This is a genomic window from Streptomyces sp. NPDC046716 (genome assembly GCF_040645755.1).
Lineage (GTDB): Bacteria > Actinomycetota > Actinomycetes > Streptomycetales > Streptomycetaceae > Streptomyces.
This window is the reverse complement of sequence record NZ_JBEYYU010000035.1, coordinates 1-20,942: the sequence shown is the minus strand read 5'-3', so window position 1 is coordinate 20,942 and position 20,942 is coordinate 1. Positions and strand designations below refer to the sequence as shown.

Here is a 20,942-nt window from a genome sequence, read left to right as displayed (position 1 = left end):
TGTCGTATGCGTGGTTCGCCCGGATTATCCGGGTCGAGGCGGGGCGGTTCGTCCGTGGCTCGCCGACGGGGGCGGTAACGGGATTAAGGTCGGGGCATGGCAGCGAAGACATCGGGGGCGGACGCGCCGAAGGACCCGGCGGAGGCCGCGCGGGCGGCGGCCCCGGCCGGTGGCGAGAGCGTGCGCGTCGACAGCTGGATCTGGTCCGTGCGGCTGGTCAAGACGCGCTCGGCGGGCGCCGCGGCCTGCAAGGGCGGGCACGTCAAGGTCAACGGGACGAGTGCGAAGCCCGCGTTGGCGCTGCGCGTCGGTGACGAGGTGCGGCTGCGCCGGCCCGGTGTTCCGGAGCGGGTGGTCGTGGTGAAGCGGCTGCTGCGCAAGCGCGTCGGGGCGACGGTCGCCGTCGAGGCGTACGTCGACAACAGCCCGCCGCCTCCGCCCCGCGCGGTCGTGGCACCGGTCGGCATCCGCGACCGGGGCACGGGCCGCCCCACCAAGCGCGACCGCCGGGAACTGGAGCGGCTGCGCGGCGTCTTCGGCCAGGGGCCGGACGAGGAATCCGGTCCACAGCAGCACTGAACCGGGCCCCGCGTGCGGTGGACTCCGGCGTCGGCCCGAACGCACCGGACGACACGGAACAGCACTGAACCGGGGCCCACCCGTGGGGTGGACCCCGGCCCGGTGCCGGTGGCTCAGACGGCACGGCGCACCAGCGCCAGCAGCTCCCGGTTCTTCCCGCGCCGCGCCCACGCGAGGACGGCGAGGGGGACCATCAGGATCAGGGGCGTCGCCGCGTTCTCCCCGTCGAAGGCGACGATCTGGGTGACGCACGCGCCCACCATCAGGGCGCTCAGCGCGATCGGCGCCACACCCGACAGGACGGGCACCAGCAGGGCGACGGCACCGGCGAGTTCGAGCGCGCCGATGAGGTACATGCCCGTGGCGCCCCAGTCGATCGTGTCGAAGGATTCGACCGCCGCGGACACCGCGAAGAGCTTGGGCAGGGCGCTCGCGACGGCGAAGAACGCGGCGAGCACGACCGTGGTCGTCGTGAGTGCGATCCGGGCGCGGCGGGAGCGGACGGGGGCGGCGGCGGTCGGGGCGGCGGCGAGGTTCGTCATGATGCTCTCCTGAGCGGTGCGAGCGAGCGGTCGGTCACTGTCACCGGTTAAGACCGGGGCCGCCCCCGGAACTCATCGCACCGCGCCGCCCCGCGTCAGACGGGCACCACCCGGACCCACACCCGGTCCTCGGAGAGATAGCGGTCCACCTTCAAGTCGGCCTCCGCCAGCGCCTGTTCGAACTCCTCCGGGGTCATCGGCCGGATCCGGTACGTCTGGGTCCACACCGCGTCGGGGAACAGATACTCCACCTTCGACGAGCGCACCCCGCCGCCGACCGGCTCCGACGACACCATGCGGATGGTGAACCCCTGGTCCGCGAAGTGGCGCTCGCGCGGCAGGTTCTCGTACGCGCCGTCGCGCACCCGCTGGATCAGGACGCAGCCGTCGTCGGCGACGTGCCGCCGGACCGTGTCGAGCATGCCGCGCCGCACCGCCGGGTCCCCCGTGTTGACCAGGAGCGAGGCGAGGAGGACGACGTCGAACGTCTCCCCGCCGAGGTCCAGGCCCTCGATGGTGGAGCGGACCGTGCGCGCGCCGCGGACCCGCTCCAGCATGTCGGGCGACTCGTCCACCGCCGTCACCTCGAAGCCCCGCTCCAGCAGCGCGTGGGTCACTCTGCCCACCCCGCAGCCCAGTTCCAGCACGCGGGCGCCGGCGGGCACGGCGCCCGCGACGATGTCCGGCTCGTCCTCGACGGGGAGTCTCGAGTACAGCTCCACCGCGCAGCCGTCCGGCGTGATGGCGCCCGGTCCCGTCCCTTCGTATCCCGTACGCATCTCAAGGCTCATGCACAGGGAACGCCCGGGCCCCACGGGCGGTTCCTCACATCGGGAACCAGCCCCGCCCGAGGTACCAGTGGCCGCCCGCGTCGAGGTGGCCGAGCACGGCGCGCTGCAGGCTCGTGCGGCGGGGCAGTTGCGCGCGCGGGGTCTCGGTGCCGCCGAAGACGAAGACGACCGGCGTGTCGTCCTCGGGCTCGGGCACGGTGCCCGACGGCGTGGGGAGCAGTTCGAACCGCCCCTGGAAACGGACGATGTTGGAGTCGGCCGGCAGGTACCGGCGCAACTGCTCGTCCAGGAGCCAGGAGTGGCAGACGGCGGCCCTCACCGGCTCGTGCGGGAAGTGCCGCGGGAAGAACTCCCGGGCACGGGCGATCGAGTCGTCGCAGGCGCGCGGGGTGAAGGGGCCGCGGAAGTCGGGGATGTGCACGCTCAGGCAGGGATCGCCGGGCCCCGCGCCGGCCCCGGCGGCCTCGACCGCCGCTCCGGTCCGCTTGCCCAGCCGCCCCCGCTCGAACTGGAGCCGTCCCAGCTGGTACAGCTCGCCGCGGAAGTGCCGGGTCGGCCACCAGGGGACCCGCAGCCCGGTCGTGCCGAACCGGCGGCGGTGCACGGCGAGATTGCGGCCGAGATCGGCGAGCGTGTGCCGGGAGACGTCGTCGGGGACGCCGAGGTCGCGGTGGAGGGCGCGCACGTGCGGCAGCGCGGCCACGAACACGAACACGGCGAAGCAGCGGCCGAGCGCCCCCGCCGCGGCCGGTACGTCCGGCAGGCCCGTCCCCTCCCCCGGCGTCCCGAGCCGCCACAGCAGCCCGCTGACGGCCCGCTCCAGCAGTTCCCTCAGCTCCGCGGATTCCGTCATCTCACGGTGCAGGACGAGCAGTTGGGCGATGTCCTCGTGCGGGACGGCCAGGTCGAGGAGCACGTCCGGCAGCTCGAGGTCGGACGGCAGGGCCGCCGCGAGGCGGGGTATCTCCGGGTCGTCGAGCGCGGCGAGCCAGGCGGCACACGCCGTGTCGCCCCGGAACGTCTCCAGCAGGTCCGGCACACCGTCTCCTTCGGTCGGCTCCGAGCGGTCCGGTCGGCCCGGCCGTCAGCCCAACGTACGCGCCCGCCGCGCCACCAGCGCCGCCGTCAGGTGCTGGAGATCGGCGGGACGGCCGGGCGACAGGCCGGTGAGGCGGGCGATGCGCCGGATGCGGTAGTCCACCGTGTTGGGGTGGATGTGCAGGGCGGCCGCGCAACCGCGCCGGTCCAGGCCGTGCCGCAGATACGTCTCCAGCGTGCGCAGCAGCTCCGGCTTGCTGTCGAGGGGCTGCAGGAGCCGGGCGAGACCTTCGAGGGCGACGCTGGGTCGGCTGAGCTGGTAGTCGAGGAGGACGTCGGCGAGCCGGTACAGGCCCGGGCCGCGTCCGGTGCGCTCCACCAGATCGACGATCTCGGTGTTCTCGGCGACGGCGGCGGCCACCCCGGCGGGTTCGACGACGGCCGCGGCGGCGGTCACCGGGACGCCGGCCGCGTCCGCCGCCGCGTCGGTCAGGGCGCACAGGCCGGGCCAGGGCGGCGCCTCGGCGAGCGGCAGCAGCGCGGTGCCGCCGGAGCTGTCGAGCGAGGTCAGGGCGGGTTCGCCGGTGCCCGCGCCGAACGCGTCGAGGACCGCGCGGACCCGGCGGATCTTGCGCCGGGCGGCGACGCCCGCGCCGGGGCCCGGCAGCGTCTCGTCGGGGTGGGTGCCGAGGCGCAGGGTCAGCGCGGCGTAGAGGGCGGCGGGCCGCTGGACGCCGGGCCGCTCCGCGAGATCACCGGACTCGCCCGCCAGCAGAGCGGCCAGCAGGGCGTGCCGGCCGCCGTGTTCCTGGCTGTCGAGGATGGCGCGGGTCTGGAGGTAGGCGCGGCTGACGGCGGAGGTCACCTGCTGCTGGAGCACCATGATCCGGTCGACGGCCTCTTTGAGGTCGGGCAGTTCGGCGGGGCGGGCGTCCTGCGACAGCTCGGCCCAGCACATCGCCGTACCGATCTGGTACGCGGTGAGGATCGCGTCGAGCGGGACGCCCTCCTCGGCGCGCTGGGCCGCGGAGTCGCGCTGCTGGGCGAGTTCGGCGTCGGTGGCGGGCCGGCGGTGCTCGATGACGTCGGCGAGCAGCCGCAGCGTGTACTGCACGATGTCGGCGATGTCCCCGGCGATCTCCTCGCCGGGCAGCTCGGCGTAGACGGGGAGTTCGCTGCGCAGCCGGGTCACGACCCGCCGGGTCAGGGCGGGGACGCGGGCCCGCAGCCGCGCGGCGGCCGGGACGCCCGCGACGATGAGTGGGCCCGTGGCCCCGGTCTTGTCACGCGTCACAACTTTCCCCCGGTAAGTCTGCGTTACCGACCAGTTAAGCGCTGCCCCACGAGTCTGCATCATGTGCGGCGACCCCATCCATGCCCCACCGTGAGATTCAGGGAGCCGCACCGTGAACTCTTCGCGCAGCAAGGGACGTTCGAGCAGATCCGGGAAGAGCCGCAGAGGTCTGGGCGCCGCGCTGGTCGCGGTCGCGGCCCTGGCGACGCTCGGCGCGGGCACCGCGCAGGCCCAGGCCGCCACGCCCCAGGTGTACGTGGCGCTCGGCGACTCGATGGCGTCGGGACCGCTCGTGCCGCCGATCACGGGCCCGCTGGCCTGCGGCCGCTCCACCCGCAACTACGCCCATCTGCTGGCCGACCAGCTGAAGGTGACGACCTTCCATGACGTGACCTGTTCCGGCGCGGACACCGGCGACATGGCCGCCCCGCAGAAGCTGTCGCTGCTCGGGGTGGACATGGGGACGGCGGCGCCCCAGTTCGACGCGCTGAGCGCCGACACCACGCTGGTGACGCTCACGATCGGCGGCAACGACGCGGGCCTGGTCGGCGTCGCCCAGGACTGCATGCAGCTCGACCCGACGGCGGACAGCTGCCAGAAGAAGTTCGTCGTCGACGGCGTCGACAAGGTCTCGCAGAAGATCGAGGCGTTCGGCCCGAAGCTGGCGGCCGTCCTCGACACGGTCCACCAGCGCTCCCCGCAGGCCCGGGTCCTGGTCACCGGCTACGGCGACTACATCAAGAAGGGCGGCTGCTGGCCGATCGTCCCGGTCCTCGGCAAGGACGCCGACTGGCTCCAGGGCGGCGTCGACCACCTCAACTCGGTGATCGCCGCGCAGTCCGCCGCGCACGGCGCCGAGTACGTGGACGTGCGCACCCCGAGCGCGGGCCACGACGCCTGCCGGGCGGTCGGCACCAAGTGGGTGGAGGGCTTCGTGCCGACGGCCCCGGCGGCGCCGCTGCACCCGAACGCCCTCGGCGAGGCGGCGTACGCCCGCTTCATCGGCGCGCACATCGGAGGCTGACGCACCCGTGCGCTCCCGCTCCCTCACCCTGACGCTCGTGGCGGCGCTGCTCGGCGCCGCCACGGCGCTCGCCCCGGCGGCGACCGCCGACTCGCCCTCCCCACAGGGTGGTTGCGATCCGCTGACGGCCACCGGCGGCGACTGCCTACTGCCCTTCCCCGACGACTGGTACACCCGCGCGGACTCCGGCACGTCCACCGGCCGCCGGGTCGCCCTCACCTCGGACATGCTGCCGCGCGGCGCCGCCGCGCCCGCCGTGGACCCGACCGCCTGGAACCGCTCGGACGGCTTCTCGCCCGGCTCGACCCTGCTCGCCCATGTGCCGGGCCTCGACCTGGCCGCGACGGGCGCGGCCCCGCTGACCGACATCGGCGGCTCACTCGACCGTGACGCGCCGATCGTCCTCCTGGACACGACGACGGGCGAACGATGGCCCTACTGGGCCGAGCTGGACGCCAACGCGACGAGCGCGGACCGCCGGGCCCTGCTGATCCACCCCGCGAAGAACCTCGCCGAGGGACACCACTACGCCGTGGCCCTGCGTGACCTCAAGGACGCGACCGGACACCGGCTGCCGACGCCGGAGGCGTTCGCGAAGGTCGCGGGCAGGCAACTCCCGCGGCACGACCCCCTGGCCGCACGCCAGCGCCAACTGCAGCCCGCGCTGCGGGCCTTGAGGCACCGGACCGGCACCGGCGATCTCTACCTGGCCTGGGACTTCACCGTCGCGAGCGCCCGGAGCCTGACCGGCGACCTGTTCTCCGTCCGCGACGACGCCTTCCGCCGACTGGGCTCCGCGTCGCCCGGGTTCACGGTCACCGGCGTCAAGGACCTCACGCCCGACCAGGACGCCCGGATCGCCCGCGAGGTCACGGGCACGGTGACGGTCCCCAGCTATCTCTCCCAGCCGGGCGGCCCGCCCGGCTCCCGCTTCAACCGGGGCCGCGACGGCACCCCGCGCCGCCTGCCGGGCAACGTCCAACCGGCCTCCTTCCGCTGCGAGATACCCCGTACGGCCTTCACCGGACAGCCGTCCCGCCCGGCCCTGTACGGACACGGCCTGCTCGGCAGCGCGAACGAGGTCGGCGCGGGCAACGTCAAGGCCATGGCCGCCGAGCACGACTTCACCTTCTGCGCGACCGACTGGATCGGCATGGCGCAGGCCGACATCCCGGTCGTGCTCGACGCGCTCGCCGATCTGAACCGCTTTCCCGCGATCCCCGAGCGCACCGAACAGGGCATGCTCAACGCGATGTTCCTGGGCCGCGCCCTGATCCACCGGGACGGGCTGTCGCGCGACGCGGCGTTCCGCACCGCGGACGGCCGCCCCCTGATCGACACCGCGCACGGCCTCACGTACGACGGGAACAGCCAGGGCGGCATCCTGGGCGGCGCCCTCGTGGCGGCCTCGAAGGACGTCGGGCGCGGCGTGCTCGGCGTGACCGGCATGAACTACGGGCTGCTGCTCAACCGCAGCGCGGACTTCGCGCCGTTCCAGCAGGTCCTCGACGTGGCCTATCCGGACCGGCTGCGCCAACAGATCGTCCTCGGGCTCTACCAGATGATCTGGGACCGCGGCGAGACGAACGGCTACGCGCAGACCCTCGCCGGCAGCGGCGACCGCGTCCTGATGCACATCGCGTACGGCGACCACCAGGTCGCGAACGCGGCGGCCGACGTCGAGGCCCGCACCCTCGGTGCCCGTCTGGTCACCCCCGCACTGGCCACGGGCCGCAGTCCGGACCTGGTGCCGTACTGGGGCATCGGCCGGGCCGGGAAGCCGCCCCTGCGCGGCGGCTCCGCGATGGTCGTCTGGGACAGCGGCACCCCGGCACCGCCGCTGACGAACACGCCGCCCACGGAGCCGGCGTACGGCAAGGACCCGCACTCCGATCCGCGCTCCACGGCGGCGGCCCGGCAGCAGAAGGCGGTGTTCCTGCGCACCGGGACCGTCGTCGACGTGTGCGACCGGGCACCCTGCCGCTCGCTTCCCACCCCGTGAACCGAAGAGGCACCCTGGAGGGGGAGCCAAGGTGCCTCTTCACCACGTGGAGGTGACGGCCATGCACCTGATCCGGACCGGTGACGAACCGGTCACCGCGCGCAGCCCCCTGCGCCTGCGCCTGGGCCTCGCCCTGTTCGGCCTGCTGTGGACGACGGCCGGCACCCTCGCCTTCCTGTTCGCCCACCGCCCCGGCTGGGCGCTGGCCTGCGGCGCACTCTGGCTGATCACGACGATCGACCTCGCCCTGATCACCCGCCACATCCGCCAGGGCCCCCACTACCAGCCGGGCCGCGACATCCCCCCGTACAAAAAAAGCGCCCCATAAGGGGCGCGGGGAACGGCGCGACCAGCCACGACGAAGGCGGGCCCGCCCACCGGCCCCCACCCGGCAGACGAGTACGCGTCAGTCGTCGAAGTGCGCCGCCGCCACATACTCCGGCTGCGGATCAAGCGCCGCGGCCAGCCGGAAATGCCGCCGGGCCTGCTGCGGCCGCGCCCACAGCTCGTACGTGCGGGCGAGCGCGAAGTGCGCGAACGCGTTGTCCGGCTCGCGCTCGAGGACGATGGAGAACTCCAGCTCGGCGGCCCGCAACTGCGCGGCGGCGAAGAAGGCACGCGCACGCAGCAACCGCGCCGCGGTGTTCTCGGGGTGCGCGGCGATCACATCGTCGAGCAGCTTCACCGCACCACGGGGATCCCGCGCGGCGAGCAACTGCTCGGCTGCGCGGTAGTCGATGACGTGCGTCTCCGGGGTGGCGTCGGACACGATGTGCTCCCTTCCGGTGTCGACCACGTCAACACCGTGGCCCATGAGGGCTATTCCTGCCCGCCCCGCACCGTCAGGACACTCAGCCCAGCGAGACGGCGAGCACCATCCCGGCCAGGACGAGCACGGCCCCCGCGATCATGAAGGTCCGGTCGACTCCGGGCCGCTCCCCGCCGAGCAGCACGGTCTCGCGCGGGTCCTCGGTGTCGTACGCGACGCTGACGACGCCCCCCGCGGGCAGCGGCAGCCGCTTGCTGGCCGGTACCGGCGAGACGACCTCTATGACCTGGCCGTCGCCGGTCGCGAACTGCAGCAGCGGCCGGTCGGAACCGGGCTGCGGCGGCTTGACCAGCGCCTCGACCACATTCCCCGCCACCCGGACGCGCCGGGTGCGCTGGAGTCCGTAGGCGCCCGCGAGGAGCGCGACGAGCCCGCCCATCGCGGTGAACGCCGCCAGAACGATCATTTCGACGCGGTGCGCGCCCGGCGCACCAGGTCGTCCCAGACCTGGTCGACCTGCTCGCGCAGCCGGTCCAGGGACACGTCGTTGTCGATGACGACGTCGGCGACGGCGAGCCGCTTCTCACGGGTGGCCTGCGCGGCCATCCGGGCCCGCGCGTCCTCCTCGCTCATGCCGCGCAGCCGGGTCAGCCGGTCGAGCTGGGTCTCGGTGCTGGTGTCCACCACGACGACCAGGTCGTAGAGCGGCGCGAGGCCGTTCTCCGCGAGCAGCGGCACGTCGTGGACGACGACCGAGTCCGGTCCCGCCGATTTCTGCAGCTCCGCGGAGCGGGCGCCGACCAGCGGGTGCACGATCGTGTTCAGAGTGGCCAGCTTGTCGGAGTCGGCGAAGACGATCGACCCCAGCTTCGGGCGGTCGAGCGTGCCGTCCGCCGTGAGGATGTCGTCGCCGAACGCCTCGACGACGGCCGCGAGCCCGGGTGTGCCGGGTTCGACGACCTCACGGGCGATGCGGTCGGCGTCGATCAGGAGCGCGCCGCGCTCCACCAGGAGTCTCGACACTTCGCTCTTGCCGGAACCGATTCCCCCGGTCAAGCCCACAGACAACAAGTCCGCGCCTCCCACTCGCCTCGGCACCCCGGCGCGCGGGGAGCGTCTTTGCGACGAGCCTAGTCGCCTTCCCGCTCCGCCAGGAACCTCTCGAACTCCAGGCCGATCTCGTCCGCCGACGGGATCTCCATCGACTCCGCGAGCATGTTGCCCCGCGACTCGGCGCCGGCCGCCGCGTCGTACTGGTGCTCAAGTCCCTGGACGAGCGCGACGAGTTCCTCGTCGCCCTCCTGGATCTGCCGGTCGATCTCCGTCTGCGTGCGGTGCGCCTCGGTGCGCAGCGTGTGCGCGATGCCGGGCAGGACGAGCCCGGTGGCGCCGGTGACCGCCTCCAGGGCGGTGAGCGCGGCGTCCGGGTAGGCGGAGCGCGCGATGTAGTGGGGGACGTGCGCGGCGACGCCGAGCACGTCGAACCCGGCCTCCGTCAGCCGGTACTCGATCAGCGCCTCGGCGCTGCCCGGCACCTGGGCCTCCTCGAACGGGCTGCGGTGCCCGGGGACCAGGTCCGTGCGGTTCCCGTGCGGGGTGAGGCCGACCGGCCGGGTGTGCGGCACGCCCATGGGAATGCCGTGGAAGTTCACCGCGAGACGGACGCCCAGCCGCTCCACGACCTGCTCGACGGCCGCCGCGAACCGCTCCCACTCCACGTCCGGCTCGGGCCCGGACAGCAGCAGGAAGGGCGCGCCGGTGGCGTCCTGGACGAGCCGCACCTCGATGGAGGGGACCTCGTAGTCGCTCCAGCTGTCGCGCTTGAACGTCAGCAGCGGGCGGCGGGCCCGGTAGTCCACGAGCCGGTCGTGGTCGAAGCGCGCCACGACCTGGTGCGGCAGCGAGTCGAGGAGACTCTCGACGATCTGGTCGCCGGTCTCTCCCGCGTCGATGTAGCCGTCGAAGTGATAGAGCATGACAAGGCCGGCGGACTCCTGGGCAAGTGCCATGTCGACCGTGGCCAGGCCCTTCGGCTCCCATGTGTACAAATCCTGCGGATCAAGCACAGTGACCGCTCCTCCTCGTGTTCGTAGGGGGAACGCGCACGAAGGGCGCGGGCATTCCCGCCCGCGCCCTTTCTCAGCCGCCTCTTACCGGGGACGTACGACAGTGGGCCCGCACCCAAAGGGTGCGGGCCCACTGTTCAACTACCGTGCGGAACCGAAGGGTTCAGCTCAGCTCTGGCCACCGGCCAGCTTCTCACGCAGCGCGGCGAGCGCCTCGTCCGAAGCAAGCGCGCCGGAGTTGTCGTCCGACTCCGAGGAGTACGAACCGCCGCCGCCACCGGAGGCAGCCGGGGCCGCGCCGGCGCCGGCGACGGCACCCTCGGCCTCGGCCTGGGCGTCCGCCTCGCGGGACTTGATGACCTGGGCCTGGTGCTGCTCGAAGCGCTGCTGCGCCTCGGCGTACTGGCCCTCCCAAGCCTCGCGCTGGGTCTCGAAGCCCTCGAGCCAGTCGTTCGTCTCGGGGTCGAAGCCCTCGGGGTAGATGTAGTTGCCCTGGTCGTCGTAGGACGCGGCCATGCCGTACAGGGTCGGGTCGAACTCGACGGCCGACGGGTCGGCGCCGAAGGCCTCGTTGGCCTGCTTCAGCGAGAGGCTGATGCGGCGGCGCTCGAGGTCGATGTCGATGACCTTGACGAAGATCTCGTCGTTGACCTGGACGACCTGCTCCGGGATCTCCACGTGGCGCTCGGCCAGCTCGGAGATGTGGACCAGACCCTCGATGCCCTCGTCGACGCGGACGAACGCACCGAACGGAACCAGCTTCGTGACCTTGCCGGGAACGACCTGGCCGATCTGGTGCGTGCGGGCGAACTGCTGCCACGGGTCTTCCTGCGTCGCCTTCAGCGACAGGGAGACACGCTCGCGGTCCATGTCGACGTCGAGAACCTCGACGGTGACTTCCTGGCCGACCTCGACAACCTCGGACGGGTGGTCGATGTGCTTCCAGGAGAGCTCGGAGACGTGGACGAGACCGTCGACGCCACCCAGGTCCACGAAGGCACCGAAGTTGACGATCGAGGAGACGACGCCGGAGCGGACCTGACCCTTCTGCAGGGTGGTGAGGAACGTCTGGCGCACCTCGGACTGGGTCTGCTCGAGCCAGGCGCGGCGGGACAGGACCACGTTGTTGCGGTTCTTGTCCAGCTCGATGATCTTCGCCTCGAGCTCCTTGCCCACGTACGGCTGGAGGTCGCGGACACGACGCATCTCGACGAGGGAGGCCGGCAGGAAGCCACGGAGGCCGATGTCGAGGATGAGACCACCCTTGACGACCTCGATGACGGTACCGGTGACGATGCCGTCTTCTTCCTTGATCTTCTCGATCGTGCCCCAGGCACGCTCGTACTGAGCGCGCTTCTTGGACAGGATCAGACGGCCTTCCTTGTCCTCCTTCTGGAGGACCAGGGCCTCGATCTCGTCGCCGACGGCCACGACCTCGTTCGGGTCGACGTCGTGCTTGATCGAGAGCTCGCGGCTCGGGATGACACCTTCGGTCTTGTAACCGATGTCGAGGAGAACCTCGTCCCGGTCAACCTTGACGATGACGCCGTCGACGATGTCGCCATCGTTGAAGTACTTGATCGTCTCGTCGATGGCGGCGAGGAAGGCTTCCTCGTTACCGATGTCGTTGACCGCAACCTGCGGGGTGGTGGCGGTGGTCTCGGTGCTGCTCGTCATGTGGGAAAGGGCTCCGGCGGACATTGAAAGTCGGTGGGTACTGCTACGCCGGGAGCCTGTTTCGCACCGAAGAAGCCGGACAGCCTAGGAAGCGCCGAATCCCGATCTCCGGGAGGCGCCTCGACAACCGAGGGGACATACGACAGATGCGAGCGCAGCCTGCTATGTCTGAGGAACGCAGGCCCGCAGCGCAACTTGTAGCATACGGGGGCAGCCGGACACGGTCAATGCGCGAAGGCGCACACCCGGGGCGGATCGCCGCATATCCGGCACACATCGCGTCCTACGAGGCCATGAGGTCCGCGGTGCCCGCAGATTAGTACCAGGGAGCCGATCATCCAAGAGTCTGGACCAACCGAAGCGTACGAGCCGTCGTCCCCCACCAGCACGGTCGACGAGGACTCCACGGCCACCCGGCGTGACGCGGACACCACGGAGAGCTCGCGGGCCAACCGCGGCTGGTGGGACCGGAACGCGGACGACTACCAGGTGGAGCACGGCACCTTCCTCGGCGACGACCGTTTCGTCTGGGGCCCCGAGGGGCTCGACGAGGTGGAGGCCGAGCTGCTCGGTCCGCCCGAGGAGCTGGCCGGCAAGGACGTCCTGGAGATCGGGGCGGGCGCGGCCCAGTGCTCGCGCTGGCTGGCCGCGCAGGGGGCCCGGCCCGTCGCCCTGGACCTCTCGCACCGCCAGCTCCAGCACGCGCAGCGCATCCAGGACGGATCCGCGGTCCAGGTGCCCCTGGTGGAGGCGGACGCGGGCGTGCTCCCGTTCCGGGACGGCTCCTTCGACCTGGCCTGCTCCGCGTACGGCGCGCTCCCCTTCATCGCGGACCAGGTGCAGGTGCTGCGCGAGGTGCACCGGGTGCTGCGGCCCGGCGGCCGTTTCGTCTTCTCCGTGACGCACCCGATCCGCTGGGCGTTCCCCGACGAGCCCGGCCCCGAGGGCCTGACCGTCTCGGCCTCCTACTTCGACCGCACCCCTTATGTGGAGCAGGACGACGAGGGGCGCGCGGTCTACGTCGAGCACCACCGCACCATCGGCGACCGGGTGCGCGACGTGGTGGCCGGCGGCTTCCGGCTGGTCGATCTGGTCGAGCCGGAGTGGCCCGCGTGGAACACGCAGGAGTGGGGCGGCTGGTCGCCCCTGCGCGGCAACCTGATCCCGGGCTCGGCGATCCTCGTCTGCGAGCGGGACGACAGGGCGTAGCACCGCTTCCCCGGGCGTGCTGGAGACTGGCCGGGTGATCCGCAGCGACGCCCTCTCCGCCCTGCCCGTCCGGTCCGCCGTGCCCGCCCTGCGGCGTGCGCTCGACGGGTCCGGGGCCGCCGTGCTCGTCGCGCCGCCCGGCACCGGCAAGACGACGCTCGTCCCGCTGGTGCTCGCGGGGCTGCTCGACGAGGGCGCTCCGGTGCGCCGGATCGTGGTGGCCGAGCCGCGGCGGATCGCGGCGCGGGCGGCGGCCCGGCGGATGGCGTGGCTGCTGGGCGAGCAGGTCGGGGAGCGCGTCGGCTACACGGTGCGCGGCGAGCGGGTCGCCGGGCCGCGCACGTGCGTCGAGGTCGTCACCACGGGTGTGCTGCTCCAGCGGCTGCAACGCGACCAGGAGCTGACCGGTGTCGACGTGGTGATGCTCGACGAGGTGCACGAGCGGCACCTCGACGCGGACACGGCGGCCGCCTTCCTGTGGGACGTGCGGGAGACGCTCCGTCCCGAGCTCGAGCTGGTCGCGGCGTCGGCGACGACGGACGCGCAGGGGTGGGCGCGGCTGCTCGGGGACGCGCCGGTCGTCGAGGCCGAGGGGGTCGCGCATCCGGTGGAGGTGGTGTGGGCTCCGCCGGCCGCGCCGGTGCGGCCGCCGCACGGGATGCGGGTGGATCCCGCGCTGCTCACGCACGTGGCGTCGGTGGTGCGGCGGGCGCTGGCCGAGCGGCCGGGCGACGTGCTGTGTTTCCTGCCGGGCGTCGGCGAGATCGCGCGGGTGGCCGGACAGCTGGGAACTCTCGGCGGGGACGGCGCCGACATCGACGTGCTCCAGGTGCACGGGCGGGCGCCCGCCGCCGTGCAGGACGCGGTGCTCTCGGCGGGCGCCCGGCGCCGGGTGGTGCTGGCCACGGCCGTCGCGGAGTCGTCGCTGACGGTGCCGGGGGTGCGGATCGTCGTGGACGCGGGGCTCGCGCGCGAGCCCCGTGTCGATCACGCGCGCGGGCTGAGTGCCCTGACGACCGTACGGGCGTCGCGCGCGGCCGGGACGCAGCGTGCGGGCCGCGCCGGGCGCGAGGCTCCCGGGGTGGTCTACCGGTGCTGGGCGGAGGCGGAGGACGGACGCCTGCCGCGGTTCCCGGCCCCCGAGATCAAGGTGGCGGACCTGACGGCGTTCGCGCTCCAGGTGGCGTGCTGGGGCGACCCGGAGGCGTCCGGTCTGGCGCTGCTCGACGCGCCGCCCGGCGGGGCGATGGCGGCGGCGCGCGAGGTACTGACGGCGGTCGGGGCGGTCGAGCGGGATTCCGGGCGGGTGACGGCGCGCGGGCAGCGGCTCGCGCGGCTCGGGCTGCATCCGCGGCTCGGGCGCGCGCTGGTCGACGCGGCGCCGGTGGTGTCCGCGCGGCGGGCCGCGGAGGTCGTCGCCCTGCTGAGCGAGGAGCCGCCGCGCGCGTACGGGGACGATCTCGGGCAGGCGCTGCGCCGGGCCCGGCGCGGGGGTGACGCGTATGCCGGGCGGTGGGCCGCGGAGGTGCGGCGGCTGACCCGGGTGGCGTCCGACGAGCCCGGCGGGAGCGGCGCCGCCTCGTCCGACGAGCATGCCGCCGGGCTCGTCGCCGCCCTCGCGTTCCCCGAGCGGGTGGCGCGCCGCTCCGGCGGGTCGTTCCTGATGGCGTCGGGCACCCGGGCCGACATCGGGGACGGGTCCGCGCTGCGGGACGCCGGGTGGGTGGCCGTCGCCGTGGCCGACCGGCCCGTCGGCGCCGGGCACGCGCGCGTGCGGCTCGCGGCCGTGGTCGACGAGGAGACCGCCCGGTGGGCAGCCGCGCAGCTGGCCTCGGAGGGCGACGAGGTCGCCTGGGCGGACGGCGGGCTGGTGGCCCGGCACGTCACCCGGCTCGGGGCGATCGAGCTGACGGTGCGCCCGCTGAAGAACCCGTCCCCCGCCCTCGTACGGGAGGGTCTGCTGGACGGGCTGCGGCGGGAGGGGCTCGGGCTGCTGCGCTGGGGGCGGGAGGCGGAGGCGCTGCGGCAGCGGCTGGCCTTCCTGCGGCGGCACGTCGGTGAGCCGTGGCCGGACGTGAGCGACGAGGCGCTGCACGCGCGCGTGGACGACTGGCTGGAGCCGGAGCTGGGGCGGGCCAGGCGCCGTGCGGATCTGGCCCGGATCGACGCCGGGGCGGCGCTGCGGCGGCTGCTGCCGTGGGCGAGCGGGGACGCGGCGCGCTTCGACGCGCTGGCCCCGGAGCGGATCACGGTGCCCAGCGGGTCGTCGGTGCGGGTCGACTACTCCGATCCCGAACAGCCGGTGCTCGCGGTGAAGTTGCAGGAGATGTTCGGGCTGGAGGCGACGCCCGAGGTGGCGGGGGTGCCGCTCCTCGTCCATCTGCTCTCCCCCGCCGGGCGGCCCGCCGCCGTCACCGCCGACCTGGCCTCGTTCTGGCGCGACGGCTACCGGTCGGTGCGGGCCGATCTGCGCGGCCGGTATCCGAAGCACCCGTGGCCGGAGGACCCGGCGGCGGCGGAGCCGACCCGGCACACGAACGCGCGGCTCAGACGCTGACCGGCTCGGGCTCGTCCATCGCGTTCGGCTCCGGGTCGCCGGGGCGGCGGCCGCGGGCCTCGAGCCACAGGGCCAGGGCCAGCAGCAGGACGCCGAGGATCAGGAAGCCCCAGGGAAGGTAGGAGGTGAGCAGCAGGACCAGGGTGCGCTGGGACGTGACCAGGTCGACCGTGTCCTTGATGTAGTCCTCGCGCATCTTCACGTCGCCGGCGAACGCGGTGATCTTCTTGCCGTCGCCGCCGAGCAGGGTGCCGCCGCGCATCTCCTCCTTGTGCTTCTCCTCGCCGTAGACGGGGGCGCCGGTGGTGGGGTCGACCAGGAAGGTGCGCACGGTCGTGTACCACATCTCGGTGCCCGTCTTGGCGACGGATTCCGCCGTGATGCCCTTGACCGGCATCTTCTTGGGGAAGGGCACCTTGGTCCAGGGGATGGTCTGCTCGAAGCGGTAGATCTTGACGCCGCGGAAGTCCTCGGTGCCCTTGTAGTGGATGGGGCGGGTGATGCGGGCGCGCGCGTCGTAGTACTCGTAGTCCCGCTTCTCGGTCAGGAACGGCCACTTGAACTCGATGCCCTCGCGCTTGACGGGGTCGCCGTCGACGGATTCGCCGGTCGCGTGCACGGGTTCCTGGCTGTGGGCGTCGAAGATGTAGCGCTCGGGGATCTGGGAGACGAACTTGCCGTCGGGGCCCACGATGTAGCTGAGGCCGTCCCAGACGACGACGTCGCGCCCGGCGCTCTTCTCGATCTTGTCCGACTCCTCGACGTTGCCCTTGAGGGTCTGCACGACGGTGAGCTTGGGGACCTTCTTGGCCTGCATGGTGCCGTAGTCGACGAGGGTGGCGTTCTTCGCCTCCAGGACCATCGTCTGGTACTGGTTGGCCGGGATCTTGGCCAGTCGCGGGAACGCGTACCAGCGCATCAGCGGGGACATCGCCGTGAAGAACACGGCGAAGGCGAGCAGGATCAGGCTTGCCTTGCGGCGCATCTCGGCGGCCCTCCTCAACTACGGGTTCGGGGACGGGTGTTCCGGTGACTAGGGGTGGTCGGGGACGGTGGTGAGCAGCGGTTTCGGGGACGTCTCGCCCGCCGGGGCGCCGACCGCCGAGATGGTGAGGACGAGGGCGAGGGCCGCGGCAAGACCGATCGCCGCCGCGATGAGGGCACGCATGTCCGGCCTCCCGAGTCTGGATCTGATGGGGCGTCAGGGCCTTGGGTCGGTGCACCGTAGCAATGCCGGGGAGAGATGAGAACACGTTGGACGCGACCTGCCGCCGGACAGGCGCGAGCCCCCGGCCGATCGTCGGCCGGGGGCTCAAGTGCCTGGTGTGCTCCGGGTGTTACGCGGACGGGCTCGCGGACGTCGAGGGTGACCCGGAGGCGGAGGGCGACTCGGAGGCGCCGTCGCTCGGGGTGTCCGTCGGGGCGGCCGTCACCTTCAGTTCGAGGGTGCGCGTCGCGCCGCCCGCCGTGGTGATCCGCAGCAGGAAGGTGCCGGCGGCGTCGTCCGCGTACAGCTTCGGGAGGGTGAGCAGGCCGTCCTTGTCGGTCTTGAGGCCCTTGAGGGTGCGCACGGCCTTGCCGTCCGCGTCCTTGAAGGAGGGGCCCGTCGTCGCCTCGGACGGGTCGTCGTCGGCCTTGACGAGGGTGGCGGTGGCGGTGACGCCGTCGGCGACCGCGTCCTTGTACGTCGCCTTCAGGACCAGGGCGTCGGCGTCGAACGTGCCGCCCGCGACGCAGGTGAGTTCCTTGTCGCTGGTGCGGTCCAGGGCGTCGGCGACGCGCTCGGTGACCTTCGCCGTGTAGTCGAGGCCGGTCACGGAGCTGCCGACGACGGTGGCGCGGATCGTGAAGGTGCCGGTCTTCTCGCCCGCGGTGAGCTTGGGCGCGGTGGCCGTGCCGGTGGCGGTGGTCGTCACGACGGCGCTCGTCTCGCCGCCGGCGAACCGGGCGTCCGTGCTGCCGACGATCCTGAAGCGCACCTTGGCCTTGGCGACGCCCTTGCCCGCCTTGTCCTTGGCCCGCACCTGCACCCGCTCGGCGAAGGTGTCGCCGGTCATCGCGCCGAGCGTGCCGGTGTCCGCGTCGGCCAGCTTGGTGACGGAGTCGGCGGGGCTCGGCGTGGGCGTCTCCGACGGGTCCGACGGGTCGGACGGCTCCGCCGGGGTGGAGGGGTCGGACGGGCTCGGGCTCGGACTCGGCGAGCCGCTTCCGGAGCCGGGCCGGGTCGACGGACCGCCGCTCGGGGTGCTGGGCGAAGGGGACGGCGAAGGCGACGAGTTGGAGCCGTTGCTCGGGTGCTTGGGCAGCACGCCGGTGCCGTCGGGAACCTCGTACGTGCCCTTGCGGTAGTACTCCATCCAGGACAGGACCTTGGCGAGGTAGTCCGAGGAGTTGTTGTAGCTGAGGATCGCCTTGTTCAGGTCCGTGGCGTTCGACAGGTCCCAGTCGTTGCGGCACAGGTAGTGGCCGGCGGCGAGGGCCGCGTCGTAGACGTTGAAGGGGTCCTTCTTGCCGTCGCCGTTGCCGTCGCGGCCCGCCCACTCCCAGGTGGAGGGGATGAACTGCATCGGCCCCACGGCGCGGTCGTGGACCGTGTCGCCGTCGTACAGACCGCCGTCGGTGTCGGTGATCTTCGCGAAGCCGTTGCCGTCGAGGGGCGGGCCCTTGAGCGCGTTCTTCATCGTGCCGTTCGCGTCGACGTTGCCGCCGCTCGCCTGGCCGGACTCGACCCTGCCGATCGCGGCGAGGAGTTGCCAGCGCAGATTGCAGCCGGGCTTGGACGACGCCAGCTCGGCCTCGGCCTTCTTGTACGCGTCGAGGACGGTGGCGGGGATGCCGGCCTCGGCCTCCGTCGAACCGCCGCCGCCCGTGCCGGGTGACGTGGTCGGCGAGTCGGTGGGGCTGTCGAGCGGCGGGAGGTCGCTGAAGTAGTCGGGGCCCGACGCGGTGTCGGGGGTGTCGTCGGAGCGGTCCGCCGCCGAACTGCCGCTGTCCGCGTGATGCGGGGTCACGCCCGGTGCCTGCGAGGCGGAGAGCGCCGCCACCGCCGCTGCGGCGATCGCGGTCGTCATCACGCTCCTGCGCAGCCTCCTGCCGAAAACCGCCGCCATACCGCGAACCCCTCCCGCAATCGCCCGTACCGGCCTGGGCACCGGGTTCACCCCGGGTTGCGGAGCTTCACGGCGCCGTCGCACGCTCCCCAGCGCACGACTCCGCCGACACTACGACAACTTCCTTCGCGCGGACACCCTTCCTCATGGCCCCGAAGGCGGGGGAGACGCCCACCGGCCCGCTATTCACCGTTTGATCAGTAAACGGACGCGGACTGTTGTCGTACGCTTCGACGCTCGCTCACCACGCGCCGCCGCGTCAATGCCCAGTCGATACGGGGAGAACCGTGCCGTTCACCATCAGCCATGCCGCCGCCGTGCTGCCGTTCGTGCGACGCGACGGGTCGGGACGGGGGCGGCTCGTTCCGTCCCTGCTCGTGGCCGGTTCGTTCGCGCCGGACCTCACCTATTTCGCGGCGAGCGCGGTGCCGGGCGCCATGGAATTCGGCGCGTTCACGCACTCGTTCACCGGGGTGTTCACCGTGGACGCGCTGTTCGCGGTGGGGCTGCTGGCGCTGTGGCTGCTCGTGCGCGAACCGTTGCTCGCCCTGCTGCCGGGCGCCGTGCGCGCACGGGTGTGGACGGTGGCGCGCGGCCGTCCCGCGCGGGCACGCGGGTGGTGGCTGTGGGGGTACGTCTCCGTGGTGCTCGGCTCGCTCACCCACGTGGTGTGGGACGCGTTCACGCACCTGGACCGGTGGGGCATGCGGCTGCTGCCCGTGCTCGGCGAGACGGTCGCCGGGTCACCGCTCTACTGGTACGTGCAGTACGGCAGTTCGGCGCTGGCGCTCGTCGTGATCGGGGTGTTCCTGTGGTGGGCGGTGCGCGACGCCGCCCCCGCGGACGGCCCGCCCGCGCCGCACGGCCGGCAGCGGTGGCTCGCGCTCGTCGTGATCGGCGGGTGCGCGTGCGGCTGCGGGGCGGCGCGCGTGGTGCGCTGGCTGTCGTACGTGGACGAGAAGGGGCTCCCCTGGAAGCCGTGGGAGATCGTGCCGACGGTGTGCTTCGGCGCGGGCGCGGGGCTCGTCATCGGGCTCGTGCTGTACGCGCTGCTGCTCCGGGCGCTCCGTACGCGAACCAGGACTGTCGTTCCGGAGCCTCCGGGGCGTCCGGCGGAACCGAGCCGTCCGACCGTTCGCTGATCTCCTCGGGCGGAGTGAGACCGATCGCGCCGGCCCGCCCCTTGTTGAGCGCACGGTGGACGGCCTGGGCCACGCGCTCGACGGTGCGCACGCCGTAGGCCATGGAGGGGTTGTCGTGGCTGAGCACCGCGATGCGGTAGGTGCGGCCCTGGCCGGTGAACGCGCCGATGCTGTGGATGCGCCAGCCGTGCGTGGCCCGCGGCAGCCAGCCGTTCTTGAGGTGGGCGCGCAGGCCGCGCGGCATCCCGGCGGGCACGCCCCAGCGCTGGTTCTTGCGCACCTCGCTCATCAGCTTCAGCCCGTACACGCGTGATCCCGCCGTCAGGAACGAGCGCCGGGCGGTGAGTCTGTCCAGCAGCCGCAGCTGGTCGGCGGCCGTGGTGCGGGTCAGGCCCCAGTAGCCGTGGGGGCCGAGGACGGTGCGGGTGGCTCCCGCCTGGGTCAGGGTCGTGCCGAGGCGGGTGCGGCCGAGGTCCTTCCACAGGCGGCCGGCCGCGGCGTTGTCCGAACTGCGGATCATGGGGCCGAGGTTGCCCCGCTCCCACGCGGTCGGTCCGCGGCCCCTGCTCTGGGCCCGGCGCAGGGTGGCCTCCATCATCAGGACCTTCACGACGGACGCCGCGTCGTAGCGGGTGCGGGGGGCGAGGGTGCAGTCCAGCTTGGTCCGGTCGTCGTGCACGGCGACCGAGACGGTGCCGCTCCGCCCGGCGAGTGCCGCTTTCAGATCGCGGGTGAGCTGTTTGGCGAGGGCGGGGTGTTTGGGGGCGCGGCAGGTGGGGGTGCGGGGGGCTGCGCCGGCGGTGGGGGTGGTGTTCAGGAGCGCGGCGATGACGAGGGCGGACAGGGTGGTGCGGGTGCGGAGGGGGTGTGACGACATTGGCCCATCGTCACGGGGCGCTCCGTGGGGGGCGCGGTGTGGGGGCTGAACGGGGGTGCGGCTTCACGCCTTGGCGGCGGGGGGTGCGTGGTCGGGCGCGGCTCTCGTCGTGGCTGGTCGCGCAGTTCCCCGCGCCCCTGTTGGGTTGTCGTTCGGGTGCGGGCCGGTGGCCGCTTCTCGCGCAGTTCCCCGCGCCCCTGAAACGAGCTCCGCTCGTCCAGGGGAGGCTGCGCGAAGCGCATGCCTCAGGGGCGCGGGGAACTGC

Annotated in this window: 20 protein-coding genes; 7 read left to right on the top strand and 13 right to left on the bottom strand. The window is 72.9% G+C overall.

Annotation, left to right across the window (positions count from 1 at the left end):
* Positions 1-96 precede the first annotated feature (96 nt).
* A complete protein-coding gene (locus ABZ930_RS24875; RefSeq protein WP_361551614.1) occupies positions 97-579 on the top strand; it encodes a S4 domain-containing protein in 483 nt (160 codons plus the stop codon).
* Between the two features lie 113 nt (positions 580-692).
* On the opposite strand, the gene ABZ930_RS24870 is transcribed toward ABZ930_RS24875, so the two are convergent.
* The 4 genes from ABZ930_RS24870 to ABZ930_RS24855 all read right to left on the bottom strand — a co-directional run bounded on the left by ABZ930_RS24870 (position 693) and on the right by ABZ930_RS24855 (position 4,244).
* Positions 693-1,121 carry a DoxX family protein gene (locus ABZ930_RS24870; RefSeq protein ID WP_361551611.1) on the bottom strand — a complete coding sequence of 143 codons (429 nt, stop codon included), beginning with the start codon at positions 1,119-1,121 and terminating at the stop codon, positions 693-695.
* Between the two features lie 95 nt (positions 1,122-1,216).
* On the bottom strand, positions 1,217-1,900 hold the full coding sequence (locus ABZ930_RS24865) for a class I SAM-dependent methyltransferase (protein ID WP_361551608.1): 684 nt from the start codon (positions 1,898-1,900) through the stop codon (positions 1,217-1,219).
* Between the two features lie 46 nt (positions 1,901-1,946).
* The gene (locus ABZ930_RS24860) at positions 1,947-2,951 is read right to left on the bottom strand and encodes an acyltransferase domain-containing protein (RefSeq protein ID WP_361551605.1); all 1,005 of its coding nucleotides are present in this window, start codon (positions 2,949-2,951) and stop codon (positions 1,947-1,949) included.
* A gap of 45 nt (positions 2,952-2,996) precedes the next feature.
* A complete protein-coding gene (locus ABZ930_RS24855) occupies positions 2,997-4,244 on the bottom strand; it encodes a helix-turn-helix domain-containing protein (RefSeq protein WP_361551603.1) in 1,248 nt (415 codons plus the stop codon).
* A 112-nt stretch (positions 4,245-4,356) separates the two neighbouring features.
* On the opposite strand from ABZ930_RS24855, the gene ABZ930_RS24850 reads away from it, so the two are divergent.
* From ABZ930_RS24850 to ABZ930_RS24840, 3 genes are all read left to right on the top strand, one after another.
* Positions 4,357-5,268, top strand: coding sequence for an SGNH/GDSL hydrolase family protein (locus ABZ930_RS24850; protein ID WP_361551600.1), 912 nt, complete (start codon positions 4,357-4,359; stop codon positions 5,266-5,268).
* 7 nt (positions 5,269-5,275) lie between these two features.
* A complete protein-coding gene (locus ABZ930_RS24845; protein WP_361551597.1) occupies positions 5,276-7,270 on the top strand; it encodes a hypothetical protein in 1,995 nt (664 codons plus the stop codon).
* 61 nt (positions 7,271-7,331) lie between these two features.
* Entirely contained in the window at positions 7,332-7,598 is a 267-nt protein-coding gene (locus ABZ930_RS24840; RefSeq protein WP_361551814.1) for a DUF6343 family protein, read from the top strand.
* A 78-nt stretch (positions 7,599-7,676) separates the two neighbouring features.
* Here ABZ930_RS24840 and ABZ930_RS24835 read toward each other — a convergent pair whose 3' ends face one another.
* The 5 genes from ABZ930_RS24835 to rpsA all read right to left on the bottom strand — a co-directional run bounded on the left by ABZ930_RS24835 (position 7,677) and on the right by rpsA (position 11,782).
* Positions 7,677-8,084 (bottom strand): tetratricopeptide repeat protein, encoded by a 408-nt coding sequence (locus ABZ930_RS24835; protein WP_361551594.1) that lies wholly within the window; start codon positions 8,082-8,084, stop codon positions 7,677-7,679.
* Positions 8,085-8,121: 37 nt separating this feature from the next.
* Positions 8,122-8,505 carry a DUF3592 domain-containing protein gene (locus ABZ930_RS24830; protein WP_361551591.1) on the bottom strand — a complete coding sequence of 128 codons (384 nt, stop codon included), beginning with the start codon at positions 8,503-8,505 and terminating at the stop codon, positions 8,122-8,124.
* Entirely contained in the window at positions 8,502-9,110 is a 609-nt protein-coding gene (coaE, locus tag ABZ930_RS24825; RefSeq protein WP_361551588.1) for a dephospho-CoA kinase, read from the bottom strand. The genes ABZ930_RS24830 and coaE overlap by 4 nt, the downstream gene beginning before the upstream one ends.
* 59 nt (positions 9,111-9,169) lie before the next feature.
* The gene (locus ABZ930_RS24820) at positions 9,170-10,105 is read right to left on the bottom strand and encodes a PAC2 family protein (protein WP_361551585.1); all 936 of its coding nucleotides are present in this window, start codon (positions 10,103-10,105) and stop codon (positions 9,170-9,172) included.
* A 168-nt stretch (positions 10,106-10,273) separates the two neighbouring features.
* Complete coding sequence (rpsA, locus tag ABZ930_RS24815; protein ID WP_361551582.1) at positions 10,274-11,782, bottom strand: 30S ribosomal protein S1; 1,509 nt, start codon at positions 11,780-11,782, stop codon at positions 10,274-10,276.
* A gap of 336 nt (positions 11,783-12,118) precedes the next feature.
* Here rpsA and ABZ930_RS24810 point away from each other — a divergent pair, with 336 nt between their 5' ends.
* On the top strand, positions 12,119-12,991 hold the full coding sequence (locus ABZ930_RS24810) for a class I SAM-dependent methyltransferase (protein ID WP_361551811.1): 873 nt from the start codon (positions 12,119-12,121) through the stop codon (positions 12,989-12,991).
* A 34-nt stretch (positions 12,992-13,025) separates the two neighbouring features.
* Positions 13,026-15,548, top strand: a complete 2,523-nt coding sequence (gene hrpB / locus ABZ930_RS24805; protein ID WP_361551579.1) for an ATP-dependent helicase HrpB — start codon at positions 13,026-13,028, stop codon at positions 15,546-15,548.
* On the opposite strand, the gene ABZ930_RS24800 is transcribed toward hrpB, so the two are convergent.
* The 3 genes from ABZ930_RS24800 to ABZ930_RS24790 form a co-directional block, all read right to left on the bottom strand.
* Complete coding sequence (locus tag ABZ930_RS24800) at positions 15,538-16,533, bottom strand: DUF3068 domain-containing protein (RefSeq protein WP_361551576.1); 996 nt, start codon at positions 16,531-16,533, stop codon at positions 15,538-15,540. The genes hrpB and ABZ930_RS24800 overlap by 11 nt on opposite strands.
* A 48-nt stretch (positions 16,534-16,581) precedes the next feature.
* Positions 16,582-16,716, bottom strand: coding sequence for an SPW_0924 family protein (locus ABZ930_RS24795; RefSeq protein ID WP_361551573.1), 135 nt, complete (start codon positions 16,714-16,716; stop codon positions 16,582-16,584).
* A 169-nt stretch (positions 16,717-16,885) separates the two neighbouring features.
* Positions 16,886-18,658: a lytic transglycosylase domain-containing protein gene (locus tag ABZ930_RS24790; protein ID WP_361551570.1), complete on the bottom strand. Its 1,773-nt coding sequence runs from the start codon at positions 18,656-18,658 to the stop codon at positions 16,886-16,888.
* A 287-nt stretch (positions 18,659-18,945) separates the two neighbouring features.
* On the opposite strand from ABZ930_RS24790, the gene ABZ930_RS24785 reads away from it, so the two are divergent.
* A complete protein-coding gene (locus ABZ930_RS24785; protein WP_361551567.1) occupies positions 18,946-19,800 on the top strand; it encodes a DUF4184 family protein in 855 nt (284 codons plus the stop codon).
* Here ABZ930_RS24785 and ABZ930_RS24780 read toward each other — a convergent pair.
* Positions 19,685-20,677: a serine hydrolase gene (locus ABZ930_RS24780; protein ID WP_361551564.1), complete on the bottom strand. Its 993-nt coding sequence runs from the start codon at positions 20,675-20,677 to the stop codon at positions 19,685-19,687. The two genes, ABZ930_RS24785 and ABZ930_RS24780, sit on opposite strands and share 116 nt — an antisense overlap.
* Positions 20,678-20,942 lie beyond the last annotated feature (265 nt).